Origin of the sequence: Shewanella marinintestina, assembly GCF_023283845.1 — a bacterium.
GTDB classification, from domain to species: Bacteria; Pseudomonadota; Gammaproteobacteria; order Enterobacterales; family Shewanellaceae; genus Shewanella; species Shewanella marinintestina.
This window is the reverse complement of sequence record NZ_JAKILC010000007.1, coordinates 252,029-272,155: the sequence shown is the minus strand read 5'-3', so window position 1 is coordinate 272,155 and position 20,127 is coordinate 252,029. Positions and strand designations below refer to the sequence as shown.

General features: G+C 44.2%; 15 protein-coding genes and 1 other RNA gene. 6 read left to right on the top strand and 10 right to left on the bottom strand.

Translation table 11 applies throughout. The features are described 5' to 3' along the window. Nucleotides 1-769: 769 nt before the first annotated feature. From gcvP to L2747_RS10440, 6 genes are all read right to left on the bottom strand, one after another. Nucleotides 770-3,658, bottom strand: a complete 2,889-nt coding sequence (gcvP, locus tag L2747_RS10465; protein WP_248998976.1) for an aminomethyl-transferring glycine dehydrogenase — start codon at nucleotides 3,656-3,658, stop codon at nucleotides 770-772. 209 nt (nucleotides 3,659-3,867) lie between these two features. Further along, nucleotides 3,868-4,257 carry a glycine cleavage system protein GcvH gene (gene gcvH, locus L2747_RS10460; RefSeq protein ID WP_220767468.1) on the bottom strand — a complete coding sequence of 130 codons (390 nt, stop codon included), beginning with the start codon at nucleotides 4,255-4,257 and terminating at the stop codon, nucleotides 3,868-3,870. Nucleotides 4,258-4,714: 457 nt separating this feature from the next. After that, a complete protein-coding gene (gcvT, locus tag L2747_RS10455) occupies nucleotides 4,715-5,809 on the bottom strand; it encodes a glycine cleavage system aminomethyltransferase GcvT (RefSeq protein WP_248998975.1) in 1,095 nt (364 codons plus the stop codon). Between the two features lie 292 nt (nucleotides 5,810-6,101). After that, nucleotides 6,102-7,322: an FAD-dependent monooxygenase gene (locus tag L2747_RS10450; RefSeq protein ID WP_248998974.1), complete on the bottom strand. Its 1,221-nt coding sequence runs from the start codon at nucleotides 7,320-7,322 to the stop codon at nucleotides 6,102-6,104. Between the two features lie 122 nt (nucleotides 7,323-7,444). Beyond that, entirely contained in the window at nucleotides 7,445-8,710 is a 1,266-nt protein-coding gene (ubiH, locus tag L2747_RS10445) for a 2-octaprenyl-6-methoxyphenyl hydroxylase (RefSeq protein WP_248998973.1), read from the bottom strand. Nucleotides 8,711-8,807: 97 nt separating this feature from the next. Next, nucleotides 8,808-9,383: a UPF0149 family protein gene (locus L2747_RS10440; RefSeq protein ID WP_248998972.1), complete on the bottom strand. Its 576-nt coding sequence runs from the start codon at nucleotides 9,381-9,383 to the stop codon at nucleotides 8,808-8,810. A gap of 410 nt (nucleotides 9,384-9,793) precedes the next feature. On the opposite strand from L2747_RS10440, the gene L2747_RS10435 reads away from it, so the two are divergent. The 4 genes from L2747_RS10435 to L2747_RS10420 all read left to right on the top strand — a co-directional run bounded on the left by L2747_RS10435 (nucleotide 9,794) and on the right by L2747_RS10420 (nucleotide 12,084). Beyond that, on the top strand, nucleotides 9,794-10,102 hold the full coding sequence (locus L2747_RS10435; protein WP_248998971.1) for a cell division protein ZapA: 309 nt from the start codon (nucleotides 9,794-9,796) through the stop codon (nucleotides 10,100-10,102). A gap of 94 nt (nucleotides 10,103-10,196) precedes the next feature. Then, nucleotides 10,197-10,378: non-coding RNA, 6S RNA (ssrS, locus tag L2747_RS10430), on the top strand. A gap of 446 nt (nucleotides 10,379-10,824) precedes the next feature. Continuing rightward, nucleotides 10,825-11,598 (top strand): outer membrane protein OmpV, encoded by a 774-nt coding sequence (gene ompV / locus L2747_RS10425; protein WP_248998970.1) that lies wholly within the window; start codon nucleotides 10,825-10,827, stop codon nucleotides 11,596-11,598. 30 nt (nucleotides 11,599-11,628) lie between these two features. After that, nucleotides 11,629-12,084: a CC0125/CC1285 family lipoprotein gene (locus L2747_RS10420; protein WP_248998969.1), complete on the top strand. Its 456-nt coding sequence runs from the start codon at nucleotides 11,629-11,631 to the stop codon at nucleotides 12,082-12,084. A 107-nt stretch (nucleotides 12,085-12,191) separates the two neighbouring features. On the opposite strand, the gene L2747_RS10415 is transcribed toward L2747_RS10420, so the two are convergent. Genes L2747_RS10415 through L2747_RS10400 form a run of 4 tightly spaced genes read right to left on the bottom strand, consistent with a single transcriptional unit; the run spans nucleotide 12,192 to nucleotide 15,458 of the window. After that, complete coding sequence (locus L2747_RS10415) at nucleotides 12,192-13,484, bottom strand: ATP-binding protein (protein WP_248998968.1); 1,293 nt, start codon at nucleotides 13,482-13,484, stop codon at nucleotides 12,192-12,194. A 33-nt stretch (nucleotides 13,485-13,517) separates the two neighbouring features. After that, nucleotides 13,518-14,216: a response regulator gene (locus tag L2747_RS10410; RefSeq protein ID WP_248998967.1), complete on the bottom strand. Its 699-nt coding sequence runs from the start codon at nucleotides 14,214-14,216 to the stop codon at nucleotides 13,518-13,520. Further along, the gene (locus L2747_RS10405) at nucleotides 14,216-14,605 is read right to left on the bottom strand and encodes a DUF3019 domain-containing protein (RefSeq protein ID WP_248998966.1); all 390 of its coding nucleotides are present in this window, start codon (nucleotides 14,603-14,605) and stop codon (nucleotides 14,216-14,218) included. Before L2747_RS10405 ends, L2747_RS10410 begins: the two co-directional genes overlap by 1 nt. Before the next feature lie 7 nt (nucleotides 14,606-14,612). Continuing rightward, nucleotides 14,613-15,458, bottom strand: coding sequence for a MipA/OmpV family protein (locus tag L2747_RS10400; RefSeq protein WP_248998965.1), 846 nt, complete (start codon nucleotides 15,456-15,458; stop codon nucleotides 14,613-14,615). Between the two features lie 746 nt (nucleotides 15,459-16,204). Between L2747_RS10400 and L2747_RS10395 the strand changes: the two genes are divergently transcribed. Beyond that, a complete protein-coding gene (locus tag L2747_RS10395) occupies nucleotides 16,205-17,659 on the top strand; it encodes a glycerophosphodiester phosphodiesterase (RefSeq protein WP_248998964.1) in 1,455 nt (484 codons plus the stop codon). Beyond that, nucleotides 17,652-20,120, top strand: a complete 2,469-nt coding sequence (locus tag L2747_RS10390) for a peptidase associated/transthyretin-like domain-containing protein (RefSeq protein ID WP_248998963.1) — start codon at nucleotides 17,652-17,654, stop codon at nucleotides 20,118-20,120. Before L2747_RS10395 ends, L2747_RS10390 begins: the two co-directional genes overlap by 8 nt. The last annotated feature ends 7 nt before the right edge of the window (nucleotides 20,121-20,127 follow it).

The window sequence follows — 20,127 nt, the reverse complement described above, 5'->3', positions numbered from 1 at the left end:
TTCTATAATCCAGTGCGTCGTCATGGTAGTAATAATGGACTGTCTCCTGTGCAGTTCGAAAAGCAGTACTTTGAGAAACAGTTAAGTGTCTAAGAAATTAGGGGCTTACCATATCTAAAACTTTGTTCTCTGCAGATATAGCTTTAACAACATCAAATAATGAAAAATATAGCTGTTCATCTTCAATAAAACTTCTAACAGCTGAATTACCGCTAGCACTGTTATAAGAAAAAATGGTTTCCGATAAGCTCATATATGTATACTCATAGTTAAAGTACATTACTTAGGGCAACTTACATGAAAACATACTGGAATGAAAAATAAAATCATAATATTTTCGTATAGTTAACACGTAAACCTTACGTATTTAAGAATCCTCCTCTCTTACAACAAAAACACTTACCCTAGCAACAGCAATAAGCATAACCCAAGACCCAATTTTGAGTTTGGGAATATCGTAATAGGAAGTTGTTGCTCTATATCAATCTTCATCATCGGTATTTCCGTCACTCTTCTCTGGTTTAAATTAAGCGCTATAACGCTGATTCTGCGAGCTAATGCCATAGGTTGCAACAGCCTAATGTTAGATTTATCTTTAAAATTCACCCAACAAAAAACGCACCACTAAGGGTGCGTTTTACGTAATGGCGTTACTGCCGATGATAAGACAATGAAGCCGATGGTTTTCGCCGCGGAGTTGACTCCAGTCAATGAGCAGTGAAAACCTGAGGCTGAAGCCGTATTCTCAAGGCTAAGTAGCCATTATAAATTATTCGTAGTCAGATACAGGGGCGCAACTACACATCAAGTTACGATCACCAAACACATCATCAATACGGTTAACCGTTGGCCAGAACTTATTCGCCTTAACCGCATTAGTTGGGAACACGGCTTCTTCACGGCTGTAAGGGCGTGAATCAAATGCTGGATCCATGATGTCTGCTAGTGTGTGCGGTGCGTTGTGCAGTGGGTTGTTGTCCACTGGCCACTCACCAGCTTCTACCTTAGCGATTTCGCCGCGGATAGACACCATTGCCTCGATGAATCTGTCTAGCTCAACTTTAGACTCTGACTCTGTCGGCTCAATCATTAGCGTGCCCGCTACAGGGAAGCTCATGGTTGGCGCGTGGAAACCATAGTCGTTTAGACGCTTAGCAATATCCATCTCAGTCACACCAGATGCTTCTTTAAGCGGACGTAAGTCGATGATGCACTCGTGCGCTACACGGTCATTACGACCAGAATAAAGCACAGGGTAATGAGCAGAAAGCTTCTTCATCACGTAGTTAGCGTTTAGTAACGCTACTTGTGTTGACTGGCGTAGGCCTTTTTTACCTAGCAGCTTAATGTACATCCAAGTGATTGGCAGAATACCCGCGCTACCAAATGGTGCTGCTGATACTGCGCCGTTGTTGTCTGACTCTAAGCCGTGCTTAATGACACTGTGACCAGATAGGAAAGGCGCTAGGTGCTTTTTAACACCGATTGGGCCCATACCTGGTCCACCGCCGCCATGTGGAATAGCAAAGGTTTTGTGTAGGTTAAGGTGCGATACGTCTGCGCCGATAAAGCCTGGTGATGTTAGACCAACCTGTGCGTTCATGTTGGCGCCATCTAGATAAACCTGACCACCGTGCTGGTGAATAACTTCACAGATCTCACCAATGCCTTCTTCATACACACCGTGAGTCGATGGATAAGTGACCATGATACAAGATAGGTTATCAGCCACTTCAGCCGCTTTCGCCTTTAGGTCATCCATGTCGATGTTGCCGGCTTTATCACAGGCGGTAACGACGATTTTCATGCCTGCAAGCTGCGCTGATGCAGGGTTAGTACCGTGGGCAGATTGTGGAATTAGACAGATGTTTCTGTGCGCGTCGCCGCGTGACTCATGGTATTGCTTAATTGCCAGTAGACCTGCGTACTCGCCCTGTGCGCCAGAATTTGGCTGTAGCGATACTGCGTCGTAACCTGTGATATCAACTAACCATGCTGATAGCTCTTCAAGTAGCTGAGTGTAACCTGCTGCTTGCTCTGTTGGGCAGAACGGGTGCATGTTACCAAACTCAGGCCATGTGATTGGCGCCATCTCGGTTGCCGCGTTTAGCTTCATGGTGCATGAGCCAAGCGAGATCATTGAGTGGTTTAGGGCTAAATCTTTGCTTTCTAAACGCTTGATGTAACGCATCATCTCTGTTTCGCTGTGGTAGCGATTAAAAGTTGGGTGCGTCAAGATTGCATCAGTACGTAGTAGCTCAGATGGAATTGACTGGCTGCCGTTAGCAATAATATCGCCATCAAGTGCAGCAACATCTAAACCATGGTCAGCGCCAAGGATCACGTCAAATAGCTCAGCAACATCGCCGCGAGTCGTGGTTTCAGCTAAGCTCAAGCCGACAATGCCGTCGCTGTCGATGCGTAGGTTTAGACCCGCTTCAACCGCGCGCGCTTTAACAGCGGCAACATCTAAGCCTTTAATTGATAGGGTATCAAACCAAGTTGTGTTTACCAGCTCAACGCCTTTTGCAGTCAAACCTGCTGCAACGATATCAGTCAGGCGGTGAATGCGCTCTGCAATGGTTTTAAGACCTTGTGGGCCGTGGTATACCGCGTAGAACGATGCCATGTTGGCAAGCAGTACCTGCGCAGTACAAATGTTTGAGTTGGCTTTTTCACGGCGGATATGTTGCTCACGCGTTTGCATAGCCATACGCAGTGCGCGGTTACCGCGAGTATCTTGTGATACACCGATAATACGACCCGGTAGTGAACGCTTATGTGCGTCACGCGTCACAAAGAAAGCAGCGTGTGGACCACCAAAGCCCATTGGCACACCAAAGCGCTGTGAGTTACCAAATACCACGTCTGCGCCCATTGAACCTGGCGACTTAAGTACCACTAGCGACATCATATCAGCAGCAACTGAAACTAATGCTTTTTTCTCGTGCAGCTTGGCAAATAGTTCGCTGTGATCAACGATTTGACCGTGTACGTTGGTGTACTGGAACAAGGCACCAAATAGCTCGTAGTTAACAGCATCGATTGCAGGGCCTACGATAACTTCAAAACCAAAACACTCAGCGCGGGTTTTAATCACGTCGATAGTTTGTGGGAACACATCGTCAGCCACAAAGTAGATGTTAGCTTTTTTAGCTTTAGAAACACGCTTAGATAGCGCCATTGCTTCAGCAGCTGCGGTTGCTTCATCAAGCAGTGATGCAGATGCTAAGTCTAGACCGGTTAGATCCATAGACAGCTGCTGGAAGTTAAGGATCGCTTCAAGGCGACCTTGAGCAATCTCTGGCTGGTAAGGAGTATACGCTGTGTACCAACCTGGATTTTCTAATACGTTACGCTGAATGACGCTTGGTACTTCAGTGCCGTGGTAACCCATACCAATGTAGCTTTTGAATACTTGGTTTTTATCAGCAATTTTGCGGATATAGGCTAGACCTTCAGCTTCGCCACATGAGTCGCCAACTAATAGATCACGGTTAAGTAAAATAGCACCTGGCACGATTTGCGCGGTTAAGTCATCTAATGACTCAGCACCAACAAAGTTAAGCATCTCTTGCTGATGCTCAGCACCTGGGCCGATGTGACGACGAATGAATAATTCGTGCTGCTCTAATTGCGTAAGGGTTTCTGTGGTCATGGGTAACCTAGTTCCTATTTGCCAGTATCCTGCCTGTAGGGGGGCGGTGCTACCGGTCTCTTTAGTTTAGAATTCGATTGTTTGGCAGTATTTGCTTGTGTCATGTCTGCCATTTGGCGTTATTGCCCTGACTATTTACAAGGGTATAAGCCATAAAACGAACAAAGCCCCACTCAGCGATGAGTTGGGGCTTTGTTTATCATCGACGCTTATTCTTCGTCGATAACTGCTTGATAACCTTCGGCATCAAGCAAGTTGTCTAGTTCAGCTAGGTCTGTTGGCATTACGCGGAAGAACCAACCATCACCGAATGCGTCGCTGTTTACTAGCTCAGGAGAATCTTCCAGTGCTTCGTTTACTGCAACAACTTCACCTGATAGTGGTGCGTAGATGTCTGATGCCGCTTTAACAGACTCTGCTACTGCGCAGTCTTCACCCGCGCTAACGTCGTCGCCAACTTCTGGTAACTCAACGAACACCATGTCACCCAAAAGCTCTTGAGCGTGCTCACTGATACCGACTGTGTAGCTACCGTCTTCTTCTTTACGGATCCACTCGTGAGAAGAAGCATATTTAAGTTCAGCTGGGATATTGCTCATTGGTCTAAATCCTTATTCGATGTTCTAATTCTGTATTTAATAAGACGTTACACTGATTTGCCTAATAAGGCTTATATCAATTTTTGCACCTTTTTTACATCATAAGTGCAGTGATTTCATCTAGTTTTTAAGGTTTGCGACATTGATACTGTTCAACCGCGCAAATCTAGCACTTTTCGCTTTATATCAGCATTTGATGAAACCATAAACTGTAGCCTATTGGTCCAATCTCTCAACTAAGGTCATTAACTGGCCCAATAGATAACGCAATCTTGATAAAGCGAATGTTCGCCACATCAACAAAACATTTTTTAGCTATTTAAACTCATTAGCTATTATATGGTGGGGTTAGCCGATAGTTGCTTTGGATTCTAGGAGAAAGCGCGCAGTTGATAAGCATCAATGAGCACTTTCGACAACGAAGCCAAGGCAAATAGCTATAAACCCACCAATATAATTAGAATGCTTGTTTACCGTTACGTACAAAAGAAGGTGCGATAACTTTAACGGGTACGCGCTTCTTACGCATTTCCACTTCAGCCACATCACCAATGGTATTAGGTACGCGCGCCATAGCGATTGAGTAGCCCAATGTTGGTGAGAATGTGCCACTGGTAATTGTGCCTTGCTGCTCAACGCCGTCGCTGTCGGTATAGAATACTGACATGCCGTGACGGATAACGCCTTTAGCGTCCATGATCAGGCCAACTAGTTTGTCTGTGCCTTCTGCTTTAATCTTTTCTAGCGCTTGGCGACCGTTAAAGTCACGATCGCTTGGCTCCCATGCTACCGTCCAACCCATGTTAGCGGCGAGTGGGTTAACGCTTTCGTCCATATCTAGGCCGTAAAGGTTCATGCCTGCTTCAAGACGTAGCGTATCACGTGCACCTAGACCACATGGACGAATGCCAGCTTCTAAGAATGCTTGCCATAGTGCTTCCGCTTCAGCTTCTGGCACGATCACTTCGTAGCCTGTTTCACCGGTGTAACCAGTAGTGGCAATAAATAGTGAGCCTGACTGCATACCAAAGAATGGCTTCATGCCTTCGATTGCTGCATTTTGCTCAGCGTTAAATACGGTTGCGGCTTTTGCCTTAGCGTTAGGGCCTTGTACGGCGATCATCGCTAGCTCTGGGCGCTCAGTCACTTCAACACTAAAGCCTTGCACTTGCTCGTTGATCCACGCGAGGTCTTTTTCGCGCGTTGCTGAGTTAACCACAATGCGGTACTCAGTATCTGATAGGTAATAAGTGATAAGGTCGTCGATAACGCCGCCGTTATGGTCAAGCATTCCGCCGTATAGGGCCTTACCAGGAACTTTAAGCTTAGCGACATCGTTGGCTAGCAATTTACGTAAAAAGGCACAAGCGTCATCACCAATCACGTCGACTACTGTCATGTGAGACACGTCGAACATACCTGCGTCTTGACGCACTGCGTGATGCTCTTCAATTTGTGAACCGTAGTTAAGTGGCATATCCCAACCGTGGAAGTCTACCATCTTGCCGTTTGATTCTAGATGCTTGTTAAAAAGTACAGTTTTGTTAGCCATTTTTATCCCTTCTTTGGGGTCTTTTAGTCTGCTTCTGATGCCGGCACAAATAGAGTGTGCTTGTGTAGGGTACTGGCACCAGATTTATGTCATCGCATTAAAATGCGGCGAAATTATACCTTGAGTCGTCACTTTGTATACAAAAGAATTTTCTAATCCGAACAGTTTTGTCATTAGTTTTTCTCATTACAAATATGTGAAAAATTTACAATGAATTATCCTTTTCCAGAAAAGACAAAACAAACCTATGAAATTAAAGGCTTATTTAGGCTGCACTAATGATTGCTAATTGTTAGCCTTCGCTGCGCTTACACAGTTTAGGTAGATTCTTCTTGTTACCTAACGCCTGTTGAATAAACAGTGTTTTCAATGGCGCAAAATTGTCGACGATATTTAGGCCTAAATCGCGAATCGCTTTGGTCACTGGATTAGTACCTTGAAATAGCCTTTTAAAGCCTTCCATGGCGGTGATCATCTCCAGCGCCTCAGCTTTACGCCAGCGCTCTAAATCACGCAGATGTTTATAGTCGCCAATGTCTTTACCTTGCTGTTTAAGCTCAGTTACCACTTCTACAATCGCTGCCGCGTCAAGGAAGCCTAAGTTAACGCCTTGGCCTGCAAGCGGGTGAATGGTGTGGGCAGCATCGCCCGCTAACACCAAACGTGGCCGTGCAAAGTGACGTGCATAACGCATACGTAGTGGGAACGACTGACGATCACTTTCAAGGTTACACATGCCTAAGCGACCATCAAAGGCGGCAGTTAATGCACGCTCAAAGCCGACCTTATCTAATGCGAGTAGCTGCTCGGCTTTTTCTGGTGACACTGACCAGACGATAGAACACAGATCTGTTTCATATAGCGGTAAGAAGGCTAATGGCCCTTCTTTGTCGAACACTTGCCTTGCGGTTTCGCCGTGAGGCAGCTCGGTGCGGATAGTGGCAACAATGGCATGGTGGTTATAATCCCAGAAGGTCATTGGGATCTTACACTGCTCGCGTACCCATGAATTGGCGCCATCAGCAGCGACCACCAAAGCAGCACTTAAGCTGTCGCCGTTATCTAAGGTTAACCAGGCTTCGCGCTCACCAAAGGCGATGCGCTCTAAACGGGTGTTTTCGATATAAGTCAACTCACTGAGCTCTGATGCGCGCTCAGCAAGTGCAAAGGCGATGGCGTCGTTTTCGATAATCGAGCCTAAGTGACTTTCGCTTAACGAGTGAGCGTCAAAATCGATTTTACCTAGGCTATCTTTGTCCCACACTTGCATCTTTTGGTAAGGACTCACTCGCGCTGCAGCCAAGTAAGGCCAAGCACCTAAGTTAGTAATAAGCTGCTGGCTAGCTTTGTTAATGGCACTGACTCTTAGCTTTGGTACGCCAGATACCGCTTGTGTTTGCCCTGCATCGATTACCACGACTTTAGTGCCTGCCATCGCTAAGCCTATGGCTGTTGCTAACCCAACCATGCCGCCACCAACAATGGCGACATCATAAGTTTGTGTGCTTAACATCTTTTACCCTTATTCAAAAATGGCGGATTACGCCAACCACATGCTTTTGAACTGACTGACAAACGTTATTGTGCATGTTTATTGTTAATTTGACTTTAATACGGCGAAGTGACTGCTGAAGATTAACCTTTGTTCCAGCCCATTGCTTGGCGCGCTACTGGCGCTTTTAATGGCGGAAACCATGACAGCAGTCGTAGCCCAAGATTACGACCAATCACCAATGGCCAATAGTCGTTAGAAAAACCGCGGACTAAAAACTCAATGTTATTCATGGTGCTTTGTCTGTCGGCCTTACGGCGCTCAAGGTAAGCGTGAGTGACCGCCACACTACCTATATCTTGATGCTCTGGGTTAGCAAGCACTTGCTTTAATACATCGAGTACACATACCACATCACGCAGCCCCAAATTAAACCCTTGGCCAGCAATTGGGTGCAGTGTTTGCGCCGCGTTACCTAAAAATATCGTACGCTGATAAATCGGCCTTGGCATATACGACAACATTAATGGGTAGCTAAAACGCTCACCAATATCGATAAAACGCCCTGCTCGATAACCAAAGGCATGTTGCAGTTCGCTAATAAATTCAGCCTTAGGGGCGTTTAGTAGTCGCTCGGCATCAGAAGGTTCAAGCGCCCACACCATAGACAAGCGTGACTCACCTTGATTAGCAGCCATTGGCAATAACGCAAGCGGCCCCGTTTGAGTAAAGCGCTCATAGGCCCAACCATTATGGGGCTGCTCGGTATGAATATTGGCGATAATTGCAGTTTGATTAAAATCCACCTGCTCTAGCGGCTGCTTAAAGGCTTGGCGCACTTTGGAGTTAACCCCGTCTGCGGCGATTAGCAACTTAGCTGAGATCTGCTGACCATCTTCTAACGTCAGCAATTGTGCATCGATACCCGCTGCTACGCTTTGCAGCTTGGCTGGGCAATAAAGGCCAACCTCACTTTTTTCAAGCAAGTTAAATAATTTGTGCCCTACCGCTTCAAGCTCAACTACCTGACCGAGATACGGCAAATGCAGTGACTCACGGTTAAGCTCCGTCATACCGAAGTTACCGCGCTCTGAAATATGAATATTGTGGATAGGTTCAGCTAGCGCGTCTAAATGCTGCCACAAACCTAACTGCTTAAGCTCGAAGATAGAGCCATGGGAGATAGCAATTGAGCGGGCATCAAAACCAGGATGTTCGCTACTTGGCTTATGTGCCTCAATAAGAGCAATTTTAATTGGCGCTGTTAGATGTGAGCAGCCTTGCTTAGCAAGCTCTGCTATACCTAAAGCCAAGGTGGCGCCCGCCATTGCTCCGCCTACGATAGCGATATCGACGTGATTAATTTCAGTGGTACTTGCTACATCAGCGTGTTGGTTATGGTTCGCCATGGAATGTATTGGTCCAATAACAAGATAAGTGTCGGTGCTACTGATACAAAAACCGCCATGCAGCAACAGCGATGGCGGTGATTGGTTTAAATAGATGTTAGTGCATTACGCCTACATCAATTGGCTCGTCGTCATCAATCGCGGGGCCAAACTCGGCGTAACACATGAGTGCCGCCATACGAGTAAACTCCATCAGCTCAATCAGTGCGGCTTCTGACTCGTCGTCTTCGGCAACATCAAACTCAACTTGAGCAATTTCAGATAAGTCTTGAATCACTTCACGCACATCAAGCGGCGCTTGGTTGAGCTTAGGCTGAATGATGGCAATACCAGTGAGAAAGCTTTGCACCCACAGTGACAGTGCTTCAACACGCTTTGATAGTGACTCTTCTTCTTGGGGTAGCATTGGGCTAAAGCCAAAGTCGGTATCTGACAAACGCGTCACCGCATCTTGATACAAGTCATCAATCAGGGTTTGTAATTCTTTCGGCAGTGCTTGGCCGTCGTTCATTAGCTCAAGCAGTGGTTGAGTCCAGCCCGATGGTTTTTGCTCTACACCACCACAAATAAGCCCGACAAGTGCGCCGTGAACTTCTACAGGGTGCTGACCAATCTCAGCGGCATTTAGTGCTGCAAGGAGTTTATCCATCTGCAACGTAGGTAGGCTAGCCATAAGGTATTTTCCAATCACAATATTTACTCACTTCATGCTAGCAGAAGTGACGGACTCGACCAATAGTCGGCACCATAAAGTCGGTAAAACTTTGTGCTATGAACCACAAATGCTGCAATCGTGACCAAAAAGGCAAATCATTCACGCCGAAACGGATCCCGTCACTTAGCGCTCGATACTACTTTGTAAAAGCAAATGGCTTTCCTCTGTACAAACACCCAAAGGCTTCCCCTGCAAAGGTGCACTTAAACAACAAGGAAAAAGCTGATCCGCTCTATGTTTGTACGCCAATGGCGATCTAAACAACAATTAATCTAAACTGCATCAGTTTGCGCGTCGATCGTGTTGCACTTTGCTAGTGAGACCGATATAGTCCGCTCAAGTACATGGTTATTAGGATTGTTTTCGGGATGAGTAGCAAGGCGATTGAAATTACCCTTATGGGTCGTACCTACTCTATTGCTTGTCCAGAAGGACGAGAAGCTGCGCTTAGGCATGTGGCTAACAACCTCGAAAAGCAGTTAACCTCGCTTAAAGCACGTACTAATAACATTAGCCGAGAAGAAATTGCCATTATGGCAGCATTAAATACCGGTTATGAGCTGTTAGAAGAACAGCAAAAGAATCAAGATTATATTAAGCAAATGGATGATAAAATCGGTTTGCTACAGTCAACTCTTGAAGATGCGCTGGTAGATCGCGCTACAAAAGCTGACTAAAAATAGCTATAATCGCAGTTGCTTTATAAGCAAGTGTTAACAGTTTTATCGTAAGCCCATTTTAGTCACCCGACTGGTTTACGAACACAAGTTTTGCTCCCTGGGATATTCGCTAGCTGGTAATGTCCCTGTGCCGATACTTACAAACCCAGGGTGAATGTTTTACTGACATTGCGCAAGCTCGGCTCGTACCGAGAAGCCTTAGGAGGTATTCATTTACCCGCCTTGAACCTACGGTTCAAGGGCTACACCAGCGGTCGGTATTCTGGGGAGCAATTTAATTACAATAAGCCACTTTGTTGATGACAGAGTGGCTTTTTTGTATCTACGCATTGGTGATACCGACCCGTCGGACTTTCTATAAAAAGACTGGGGGGAGCAATTTAATTAAATGAAAACCATCGTTAGCAATAACGGTGTTTTTTTTATTTGTGCATTGGTAATACCGACCCGTCGGACTTTCTATAAAACACTTTATGAAGAGAGTGCGGGGGAGCAATTATTCTTTATAAGAAAAAGCGACATTAAGCCATTTCACTTGAGGTGGCTTTTTGTATCTGTGGGTTAGAAACAAAGAAAGGACTTCCTTGCACTTACACGACTCTTTAAATTCTGACACAAAATAGAACTCCACTCTCAGGTTACATTTGGATACAGAGTCCTAATTCACCATCAAATATAGTTATCCCACTGATATTTGAAGGACGTAAAAGGACTATCCTATGAAAAAGACTTGTTTAGTTATCTCAACCCTATTACTCGCAAACTCGGCATTTGCAGCAGACAATACCTATATTCGTAACGGTAATATTTATAGCCATGAAGGCCAATTTTTTGTCGGCGCAGGTGCTGCAACCGGTAGTGAATTTTATAAAGGTCAAGACCATAAGACTACCGCATATGTAAACAGCGGTTACCATGGCGAAGACTTTAACGCGGATCTTTCAGGCATTAACTATCGCTTTTTGGGCAACAATGAAAGCGGTATAAACTTAAGTGCCTTTGTTGTCGCAAACCCAGGCTTTAATGCTAGCGATGCCGATATTCTACAAGGCATGAAAGACCGTAAGATCAGCGGTGATTTAGGCTTAAATGCCGATATCAAGCTTGGTCGTGGCACGCTATCGAGTAAATTCCAACATGATGTCACAGGTGTCTACGACGGTTATCAAGCTGATATCACTTACTACCAACCAATTAATATCGGCTTTGCAGATTTTGTCCCTTACGCAGGCGTGCACTATTACAGTAAAGACTTCGTCAACTACTACGCTGGCGTATCTAAGTCTGATGCCACAAATGAGCGCGCAGCTTATACTGGCGATGGGGCTTTTGCCTATAAAGCGGGCTATGCCTTAGTCATACCGGTAACGGAACACTTAGATATTACTCAAGCCACAGGTTACTCTCGTTTGAGTTCTGATATGGCAGACTCACCGCTAATTGACAGTAATAATCAATGGGTAACGACTCTAGGCGTTAGCTACAGCTTTTAATTAATCCAAATCGCTATGAGTGGAGGTGATATGAAACATTATAGAAATCTATCCATTGGTGTATTACTAGCGGTAATGTTAGCCGCATGTGCCACACCTTATGATACTCAAAAGAGCTTTTGGACCTTTGGTAAAGGCTTTGAAACTATGCAAATTGCCCCTGATAGCTGGCAGATCAGTTTTGTGGGCAACACCAATACCGACCGAGCACTCACGCGAAAATATGTAATGCTCAAAGCTGCTGAACTTTGCCAAAAAGCGGGCTACCCATACTTTAGCTTTAACAATGAGCAAACTAACCGGGACTCAGTGGCTCAGTATGGCGCAGCAACAACCACCGGCGATATTTTGTGGGGCAGCTCGACTATAGATAAAGAGACCTCTACTGTTGTAGAAGTTACGGGACTTAAGAGCAAGCCTAGCTCTCCAGCGTCTAGAATTTACAATACCGACTACATTTTGCAGCATCTATCGACCGAGAGTTAATCGCAGACATAAAAAAGCGCCAATTGTGGCGCTTTTTTATTTGATGGATACTTAGGTGTATCGCTCTAGCAAATCAACATATTTAGTTTTTAATATCCAATAGCGATTTAATTTTCGAGCTTTATACTCAGCGACATTCTCGCTCCGCCTAGCGCACTTGAGCGAGTAATAACAAATTCAGTTCCCATCCAACTGCTGATACGTTTAACAATCGCTAACCCCATACCATGGCCGGCATTGTCTCGGCTTTGTTGACCACGAACAAATGGCTTAACAATCTGTTCGATTTCATCGTTATCAATTCCTTGCCCGTCATCTTCGACATGCAACCATACCCGATATTGATCGACTTCTACTCTCACTATAATTTGCGAGCGACCAAAACGCTCTGCATTACTGAGCAAGTTAGCCAGCTGCATAGAGAGGTATTTGGGGTCGCTATTAACCTTAATTGTTTGTTCTATCCCGAGATATTCAATCGGATAAGCAATGTTGCTATGATCTGCAAGCTTTTGCTTAAGCCAACTATTTAGCTCAATAACTTGTAAGTCAGGTTTAATATTTGCTTCATCAAGCCTTGCATAGCTTAATAGGGTTGAAACAAGTTCTTCCATGGTATCCAAGTCGCGGTTTAATCTTTGAAAGTACTTAATTCGTAGCTGTTCGTTTTGTGTTTCTTCTAGCGCTTCAATACCAAAGCGTAGCCTAGCGATGGGCGTTTTTAGATCATGGGAGACGGCGCGGCTAAGCAACTTATTGTCGTCCACTAGCTGCTGAATGCGATCGGCCATACGGTTAAATTCCGTTTCAATCGCGCCGATATAAGAGGTTTTACTGACTTTAATCCGTTGCTGTAGTTGCCCCATACCAAAGGCTTTAGTGGCTTTACTGAGGTGCATTAATTGCCTGATCAATGGTGAAACCCAAACCAGTAAGATCAGCACTACACCCACATAAAACAGCATTGTGTAGATTTTATTCCAACTAAAATTTGTTTCTTCGGGAGACACCAGCTGAGTCTTGATGTTCAGTACTTGGCTGGTCAGCGGTAAACGATAATGCAGTGAGATCCCTTCATCAGACTCTAATAGCAACGCAGCATCACGTTTAAACTGCGTCGTTAATGAAGGTGGTAAGATAAATATCTTCTCATCGATTAAAGAAAGTTGCTCTTGGTTTTGCTGATTCCAGTTATCGATAAAATGAGCCGGTTCGACATTGTCATCATCTAAGCTTTGGGCTAATGAACGGCCAACTAGCTTTAGCGCAGTCAATTGCTCTTTGGTCGTTGGTATATCCGGTCTTGGATCGGTAAGACTAGCAAATTCACTAATTGACCAACCAAGGCTAACTATCGATGTAAGCACAACTAACACTAAAGAGATGATGAGCTTTTTCATAATTCGCCCCTGCCAACGCATTTAAGCATGGGATTATTGCGTCTCATCTTCACGGCAAAATAGATAACCTTTACCACGAATCGTTTTTATTTTATAAGGCTGGTTTTGCGCTTCATGCAGTTTTTTACGCAGTCGTGATACCCGAATATCAACAGAACGGTCAAAGCCGTCATACTCAATACCGCGTAACTGCGCAATTAAATCTGAACGACTCACCACAGTGCCAACTTTTGAGGCGAGTAACCACAAAACATCAAATTCATTGGCATTCAAATCCAAAACTTTCTGCTCAATAGTAACTGATTTAGCCACGGCATTAAGTACTAAAGAGTCAAAGACCAATTGCTGCTTAATATTGTCATCGGTGGCACGGCGCAGTAGTGCTTTGATCCGAGCTAACATCACCTGAGGTCTAATTGGTTTGGTGAGATAATCATCTGCGCCGACTTCCAAGCCCTGAATTTCATCGCCGTCTTCAACGCAAGCGGTCATAAATAGAATCGGCCCTGTATAAAAAGCACGTGCTTCTTTGCAAACATCAAAGCCATTTTTAACCGGTAACATCACATCTAATAGCACTAAGTCCGGCTCTTCTTCGGCGATCATTGCTAGCGCAAAGTCCCCTTGGCTAGCAACTGTAATACTGTATCCATGGTCAAGTAAATAATCGCTTATCCACTCAGCTAAAGAGGTATCGTCCTCGACCACTAAAATGTGTTTTGTTGATGTCATTAAAACAACCTCCAGCCAGACGGACTTTGCTTAGGTGCTTTATACACCCATGTCACCGTAACTTTTACCTCGGCCAATGGCTGTAAGTCATCGTGACGGATCAAGCTAAATGCCTTGGTGGCATCACTTTCAAAACTGTATTGATATTGTTGTAAAGATTGGCCATCCCAGCAGGTTAACTGTTGCCGATTTTTCGATTCTATTAAACAGAATCGCCCAGTTGCAGGGGTTTGCCACTGGAATAATACATCTTGATAGCAGGTTTGGCCTTTATGTAGTGCCACGCATTGCTCCGGCGTTGCAGTAAAATTAATGACTGGCTGCTGAGCTAAAACGTTAACAGGACAGGTAAATATTAGCAGCCCGACTAACTGATACAACTTAGTCATAGGCCACCTAAAATACATAGCTGATTGAGGCGTTAAAAAACGACACATAACCAGACTCATTAAAGGGGCTATCTGTCACTTCATCTGACAGCACGTTCATACGATACATAGCCCGAAACACCAAGCTTTCGCTAATTGGATAAGCAACACCAAGCTCTAAACCATAGCTAAATGAGTTGCCCGGTTTATATGCTGGAAATAGCTCTGTTGCTTCTTCATCAGTGACGCCAAAAAGATACTGGTTTAACGTAGAAGAGGAATATTCAACACTAGCTAAAGCATGAAAATTCCAATTACGAACCTGCCATGATTTACCTAATCTGGCACTACTTTGGATCCCCTGCCCATCAAAATAGTCACTCACTATCCGGTATTGAAATACGTAATGGTCGTCCCAATAACGCGTAGCCCTGAAGCCTGCACCAATATATAGCGACTCTTCTGACATCAAGTAATTATTGCGCCCAGCCTCGCTTAACATGGCAGGATCAACCCCCTCAGGTCTCGCCCAAGAAGTTTTTAAATTTGCCGCTAAAATATCTAATGACCAGTTTTCAGAATTCCAAAAATTAAAACCCAGATTTATTCCGTCTTGAGACTGATGCACCATCTCAACAAACAGGCCTTTATACTGATACATTCCACTGATGAGTAAAGAAGGTTCAAGCGTTTGATGTTCGGTTTGTCGCACATCCACTTTATTAACACTATAAACACTGGCTCCCAGTTCAAAATAACCGCCATTAGCAAGACGATCATCGACTCCACCAGCCACACTGGTAGCAATATCAGAGGCTATTACTGCACGAGGAAAACCCCAACATAATGCGCACAAGATTACCCATACCGCCAAATTAGGCCTTATCATAATGAGTTAAACCAAGGTGTACTTAAAACAGGAATGAGCGACATGAGCTACCAACTAATAATTTGATAAAAATAGTAAAAACTACGTTTGAAATGATAATCAAAATAAGTGAAATAATTGCGTGTTAAGTTGACTAACTTGTCATCACAACCTTTTTAGCGCTATACGCTAGCCTTCAAAAATTACGTAATTAAACCCTATCTATTTATGGCTCTAAAATACTATACAATCCGTCAACAGCGCAACGACCCATCCAGCACAATAGCCACTAAAAACACACCTACCAAACAAAACAATTACATTGATTGCAAAAGGTTTCCAATGTAAAAGCCAAATCTAATGAATAGGCCTTTAATGGTCATTTGGATTAATTCGTTTTGTATCTTTGTGCTGTCAGTCTCTTGCTATTACGTACAAATTAATACCAATCAATAATCCTATAGCTAAAATCATCTTGAACTAAATTCCACTTATCTATCACGCCAATAAACTCGAACGAGATTAGTCACAGCAAGTCTACTAAATGAATCCCTAAATAAGCTTAAGCCACTGTAACGATTGAACATATGTCACACTATGTAAATTGTCACTCACTTAATTATTGTTCGAACCCTTTAAAATCATAGGCTTACATACAAGCCTTTTCTAGTTCGCCATTGTTTTTAACTATCTTTTCGCGTATAAAGCGATAATTATTAATAACTTGTAATTCAGGGACTATGACAAGTTGTATGCTTAAATCTTCTCGCTGTTATGCTTTACTGCTCATCATTTTTATCGCTCTTTCAGGCTGTAAATCTACCCCAGAGGCGCCTCCGATCCCCCCAAAAGTTGTGCCCCAATCATTAAGTCACCTGCCGTTTGACGCTAAAGTTGATGGTGAAGATATTGTTGATATTCAGCTGACTTTGGGCGATCGCAACTTATACCTCAGCGATAGTGGCCATATAAAAATGGTGTCCATTGCGCAGTGTCCGCTGGATATTTCTGCGCATCGCGGTGACTTTCGCTTACCAGAAAGCAGCGACCTTGCCATTGCATCTGCGCTGTTTGATAACTACAACAGTGTCGAAATTGATGTAATGCAGCTAAAAGACGGCACTTGGGTTAACCATCACGACAGCCAAACAGGCCGTGCGACTGTGTATTACACCGGTGAGCGCTACAAACTTGAGCGCATGAATCGTAAGCAATATGCCAAGCTCAAACTACGCCAAAAAGGCTCAAACGAACTACTCGATATGCGTCCAATTACTGCATACGAGGCGTTTACTACTTTTGCTGCCTATCGCTCTTATGATCAGTTGCTAAACGTAGAAATTAAGTCTGAAGCTAATGGCCATGAACTGGTTGAGCTAGACAATATGTTGCGTCAAACCATTGGTCAGGGTGGCTATTATTATTCGGCATCTGATCTGGAAATGCTGGAAAAGCTCCGTGGGATTAACCCACGCGTTTACTTAGGATTCGTTCAAGGTGCACACCCAACCAGCGTTGATAAGGTTACTGCCGATCTGCGCCGCGGCGCTCAAAACGATGATTATTACTTAGATCACCAAAAGAACATCGAGTTTGCGGGCAAGTATGGCACTAAACGTTACCGTTCTCGTTATAAGAACTATGCGTCATCTGCAGGTATAAGAAAGATCAGCGATAAGCTTGGCGCAAACTCAGGCCTGCATTTAGATATTCGCAGCTTTATGCAAAATACCAGTGTGTTAAATAGCGCGCACCGTTATGGCATGAAAGTCTACACCTATACGATTAACGGTACTGATTTTCATCAAGGCCAGTTAAAGCGACTCGCTAAGAAAAAACTACCTGATGGTGTAATTGTCGACACCACACCTTATAAAATCTGCCAGAAACTGTTTAATGCTTCTGTACCGAACAAGCGTTATCAGCCGTTAACCCCTGCCGGAAAATATATTGCGTCGCTGCCTGCTGATGCCGACTTTGATCGCTTTGACGAAATGCTTGGCTACCAGCAAGAGGGTTATTACATATCGTTAAACTCTGGCCTTAAGTCAATTGCTAGAGCCAAGGCTAAGCCAGCGAAAGTCAGCAGAAGCAATAAGAATTCAGCAAGTAACCCTCATGGCTTTCCGACAATTGTCGATGAAGAAATAGAGAAAACCAATAGTAAAACCATTATTTTAACCCTACCAAGTAGTAACAATGACTGATAAAAAAAACAGCCCATTTGCCACTGACTTACTTAACTCTGCGCCGACTCAAATTAAAATGGCGGCTGCAGAAAAAGAGCTACAGAAGGTGCAAAAAAAGCAGCAATCAACTGCAGCTAAACAACAAAAGCAGCAAAAAATAGAGCAGCAGATCGCTAGTGTCGGTAAGCCATTTTGGTGGATGATGACCATGTTCATCTGCTCGGTTATTTATCTGTTCCCTGAAGCGGTATTTAATGCTGCATTAACCGATGTGGCCGGAGGTCGTAACTCTAGCCATGATGATCTGCGCGCAGTTGAGTTATTTGGCCGAACCATTAGTGGTATTGGCGTGACTTTACTACTAGCGGATATGCTACTTAGCGGCAAACGCGTAGCTAGAGTTGGCCGTGCGCTTGGCTATTTTTGTTTGATTGCCGTGCTTGTTTGGCCTACGGTATTTTTTGGCCAAAAATGGTTAGTGGACCACTTTATTATTGATGCTTCGACACCTGAAGAGCGTCAGCAAGCGTATTTGTCACAAGTCCTACGTAGCGCGTTAATCGAAAAGTCGATTCAATTTGAAGGTATTAATTACAACCCAGACCAAGCCCATAGCGGCACAGAAAAGACCTTCTTATCAGTATTTGGTGGTTTAGTGTATGCCGACGATAAACTGGTCGATGATCTATCGCAGAAAAAGCGCATGATCATGGAAAAGTTTGTCCGTGATAAAGCCATGTCTCGCTTTGATAGCCATTACCAAGATTATGATGAATTCCGTCAAACGTTGAGAGGCAAATATCAAGAATACGCCGATGGTTCTGCCAAATATAATCGCGCTTTAGCCAGTGCACCTGACCGCTCTGATGAGTATTGGTTAGATACCCAAAACCAAGTAAAACAGGGCTGGGAAAAGTATCAAAAAGGCGTTACCGCTTATGAAGCTAGGGTGGAATCTCGAGCACAAAAAATAGCCCCTAAGATCCATGACTATTTTGAGCGTCGTAATAAATGTGCTGATAAGAAAAAAGGTAACAGTCGTAACCGCTGTTTTGAGCGCTTACAAGATGGTTATGACCGCGAGATAAAGAAATACAGCATTCCGTATATACCGCCTGATGACTGGCTGATCCGTGAAGAGATCTCTACCTCTGAAAATGTTGGCAACTCAATCATTGCTGGTGTCATGACATTTGGTCTATTCACCGCTATGCAAGCGGTTGATGCGGCTACTGGTGGCGATGCAGGTTTAAAAGATCACCGCATGGTGTATACCAATGATGTGAATCACTATAAGAATGTACTGATGGTAAAAATGGAGCCTGACTTTATTAAAGAATCAGGAGGCTATCCATTAGGCATCAACTCTTTGCATACCTTCAGAGTACATGAACTCACTAGCCTTAAGGTAAACAAAAAGCTTAAACAGAAAGGGCTAAGTCTACCAACTGCTTGGTCTATTACTGATCGCCGAACATTCGATAAAGCCGTGGCAAGCAAAGTTCGCCAACAAGCCGATATTGAATGGCGCAAAAATATGCGTGCTAAAAACACTGATATGCCGCCTAACCTTAGCTGGAAAGCATTCCAACGCCACAGCGATATTCAGCAGCGTATTGCCAAACGTATGGGTGACCTATACGTTAACCCTACCTTAGCCGACTGGAATAATCGTCAGTTTAAGCAGCAAATCATCGAGCCTAATATTCAGCGCAAAACCACTGAATACCTTAATGTACTAGAAGCTCAAAAAGCTGAGTTTGCCGATGGTGGTATATTTGAAGCCACCGGTAAATCGGCGCTACGTGCCACCATTATTCCACCTATTTCGATGTCGATTAGTTTAGCGTTAGTGCTGCTAACAGTGCTTAAGCTACCAATGAAACTCGTTGAGTTGGTACAAGCTAAGCAAGCTAAACCGACAACAGAAAAGAGCACAAAACCTTACGTTAAGCCTGCAATTACCATGACCATTTTAGCGTCAATTTTTGTCGTGCCTATGTCGATTGGCGGCAATGAGTACACCATGGAAGACTCGGCGATGAACTACTTCTTCGAGCAGATGGAGAAGAATGATTCGGCCAGTATTTCTTTTGCGCTCAAGTGGCTGTTGGTTACCCAGCCATTGGTGCAGCCTATTGGCTCAACAATTGACAATACCTTTAGCATTACCAAAGGCTTCAATGCGATTAGCGAACCACTTAACCAATTTGATTTAGCCATGCTGCCAGAGCACGACTCAAGTGACCACAGCGCTAAAAAGAGCACAGCTAAGCCAACGTTGAAACTGCCTTTAACGGTAAATACTAACGTTGATGGAGCTAGAGTTTCTGTGATGAATATTAAACCAAGATATCAACCGGGGATGCTACTGCCACCTGGTGGTTACGATATTAAGGTGAGTGCTCCGGGTCATCAAGATGTGCGTCAATGGGTGTATTTAAAAGCCGATAAAACTCAATTTACCATTAAGCTATAACCAGTAT

Coding starts and splice junctions, on each gene's coding strand:
- L2747_RS10405 (WP_248998966.1), bottom strand. CDS start 14,605: ATGACTAAGTTGTATCAGTTAGTCGGGCTGCTAATATTTACCTGTCCT.
- L2747_RS10440 (WP_248998972.1), bottom strand. CDS start 9,383: ATGGCTAGCCTACCTACGTTGCAGATGGATAAACTCCTTGCAGCACTA.
- L2747_RS10450 (WP_248998974.1), bottom strand. CDS start 7,322: ATGTTAAGCACACAAACTTATGATGTCGCCATTGTTGGTGGCGGCATG.
- L2747_RS10410 (WP_248998967.1), bottom strand. CDS start 14,216: ATGACATCAACAAAACACATTTTAGTGGTCGAGGACGATACCTCTTTA.
- gcvP (WP_248998976.1), bottom strand. CDS start 3,658: ATGACCACAGAAACCCTTACGCAATTAGAGCAGCACGAATTATTCATT.
- L2747_RS10435 (WP_248998971.1), top strand. CDS start 9,794: ATGAGTAGCAAGGCGATTGAAATTACCCTTATGGGTCGTACCTACTCT.
- L2747_RS10390 (WP_248998963.1), top strand. CDS start 17,652: ATGACTGATAAAAAAAACAGCCCATTTGCCACTGACTTACTTAACTCT.
- L2747_RS10395 (WP_248998964.1), top strand. CDS start 16,205: ATGCTTAAATCTTCTCGCTGTTATGCTTTACTGCTCATCATTTTTATC.
- ubiH (WP_248998973.1), bottom strand. CDS start 8,710: ATGGCGAACCATAACCAACACGCTGATGTAGCAAGTACCACTGAAATT.
- gcvT (WP_248998975.1), bottom strand. CDS start 5,809: ATGGCTAACAAAACTGTACTTTTTAACAAGCATCTAGAATCAAACGGC.
- L2747_RS10415 (WP_248998968.1), bottom strand. CDS start 13,484: ATGAAAAAGCTCATCATCTCTTTAGTGTTAGTTGTGCTTACATCGATA.
- ompV (WP_248998970.1), top strand. CDS start 10,825: ATGAAAAAGACTTGTTTAGTTATCTCAACCCTATTACTCGCAAACTCG.
- L2747_RS10420 (WP_248998969.1), top strand. CDS start 11,629: ATGAAACATTATAGAAATCTATCCATTGGTGTATTACTAGCGGTAATG.
- gcvH (WP_220767468.1), bottom strand. CDS start 4,257: ATGAGCAATATCCCAGCTGAACTTAAATATGCTTCTTCTCACGAGTGG.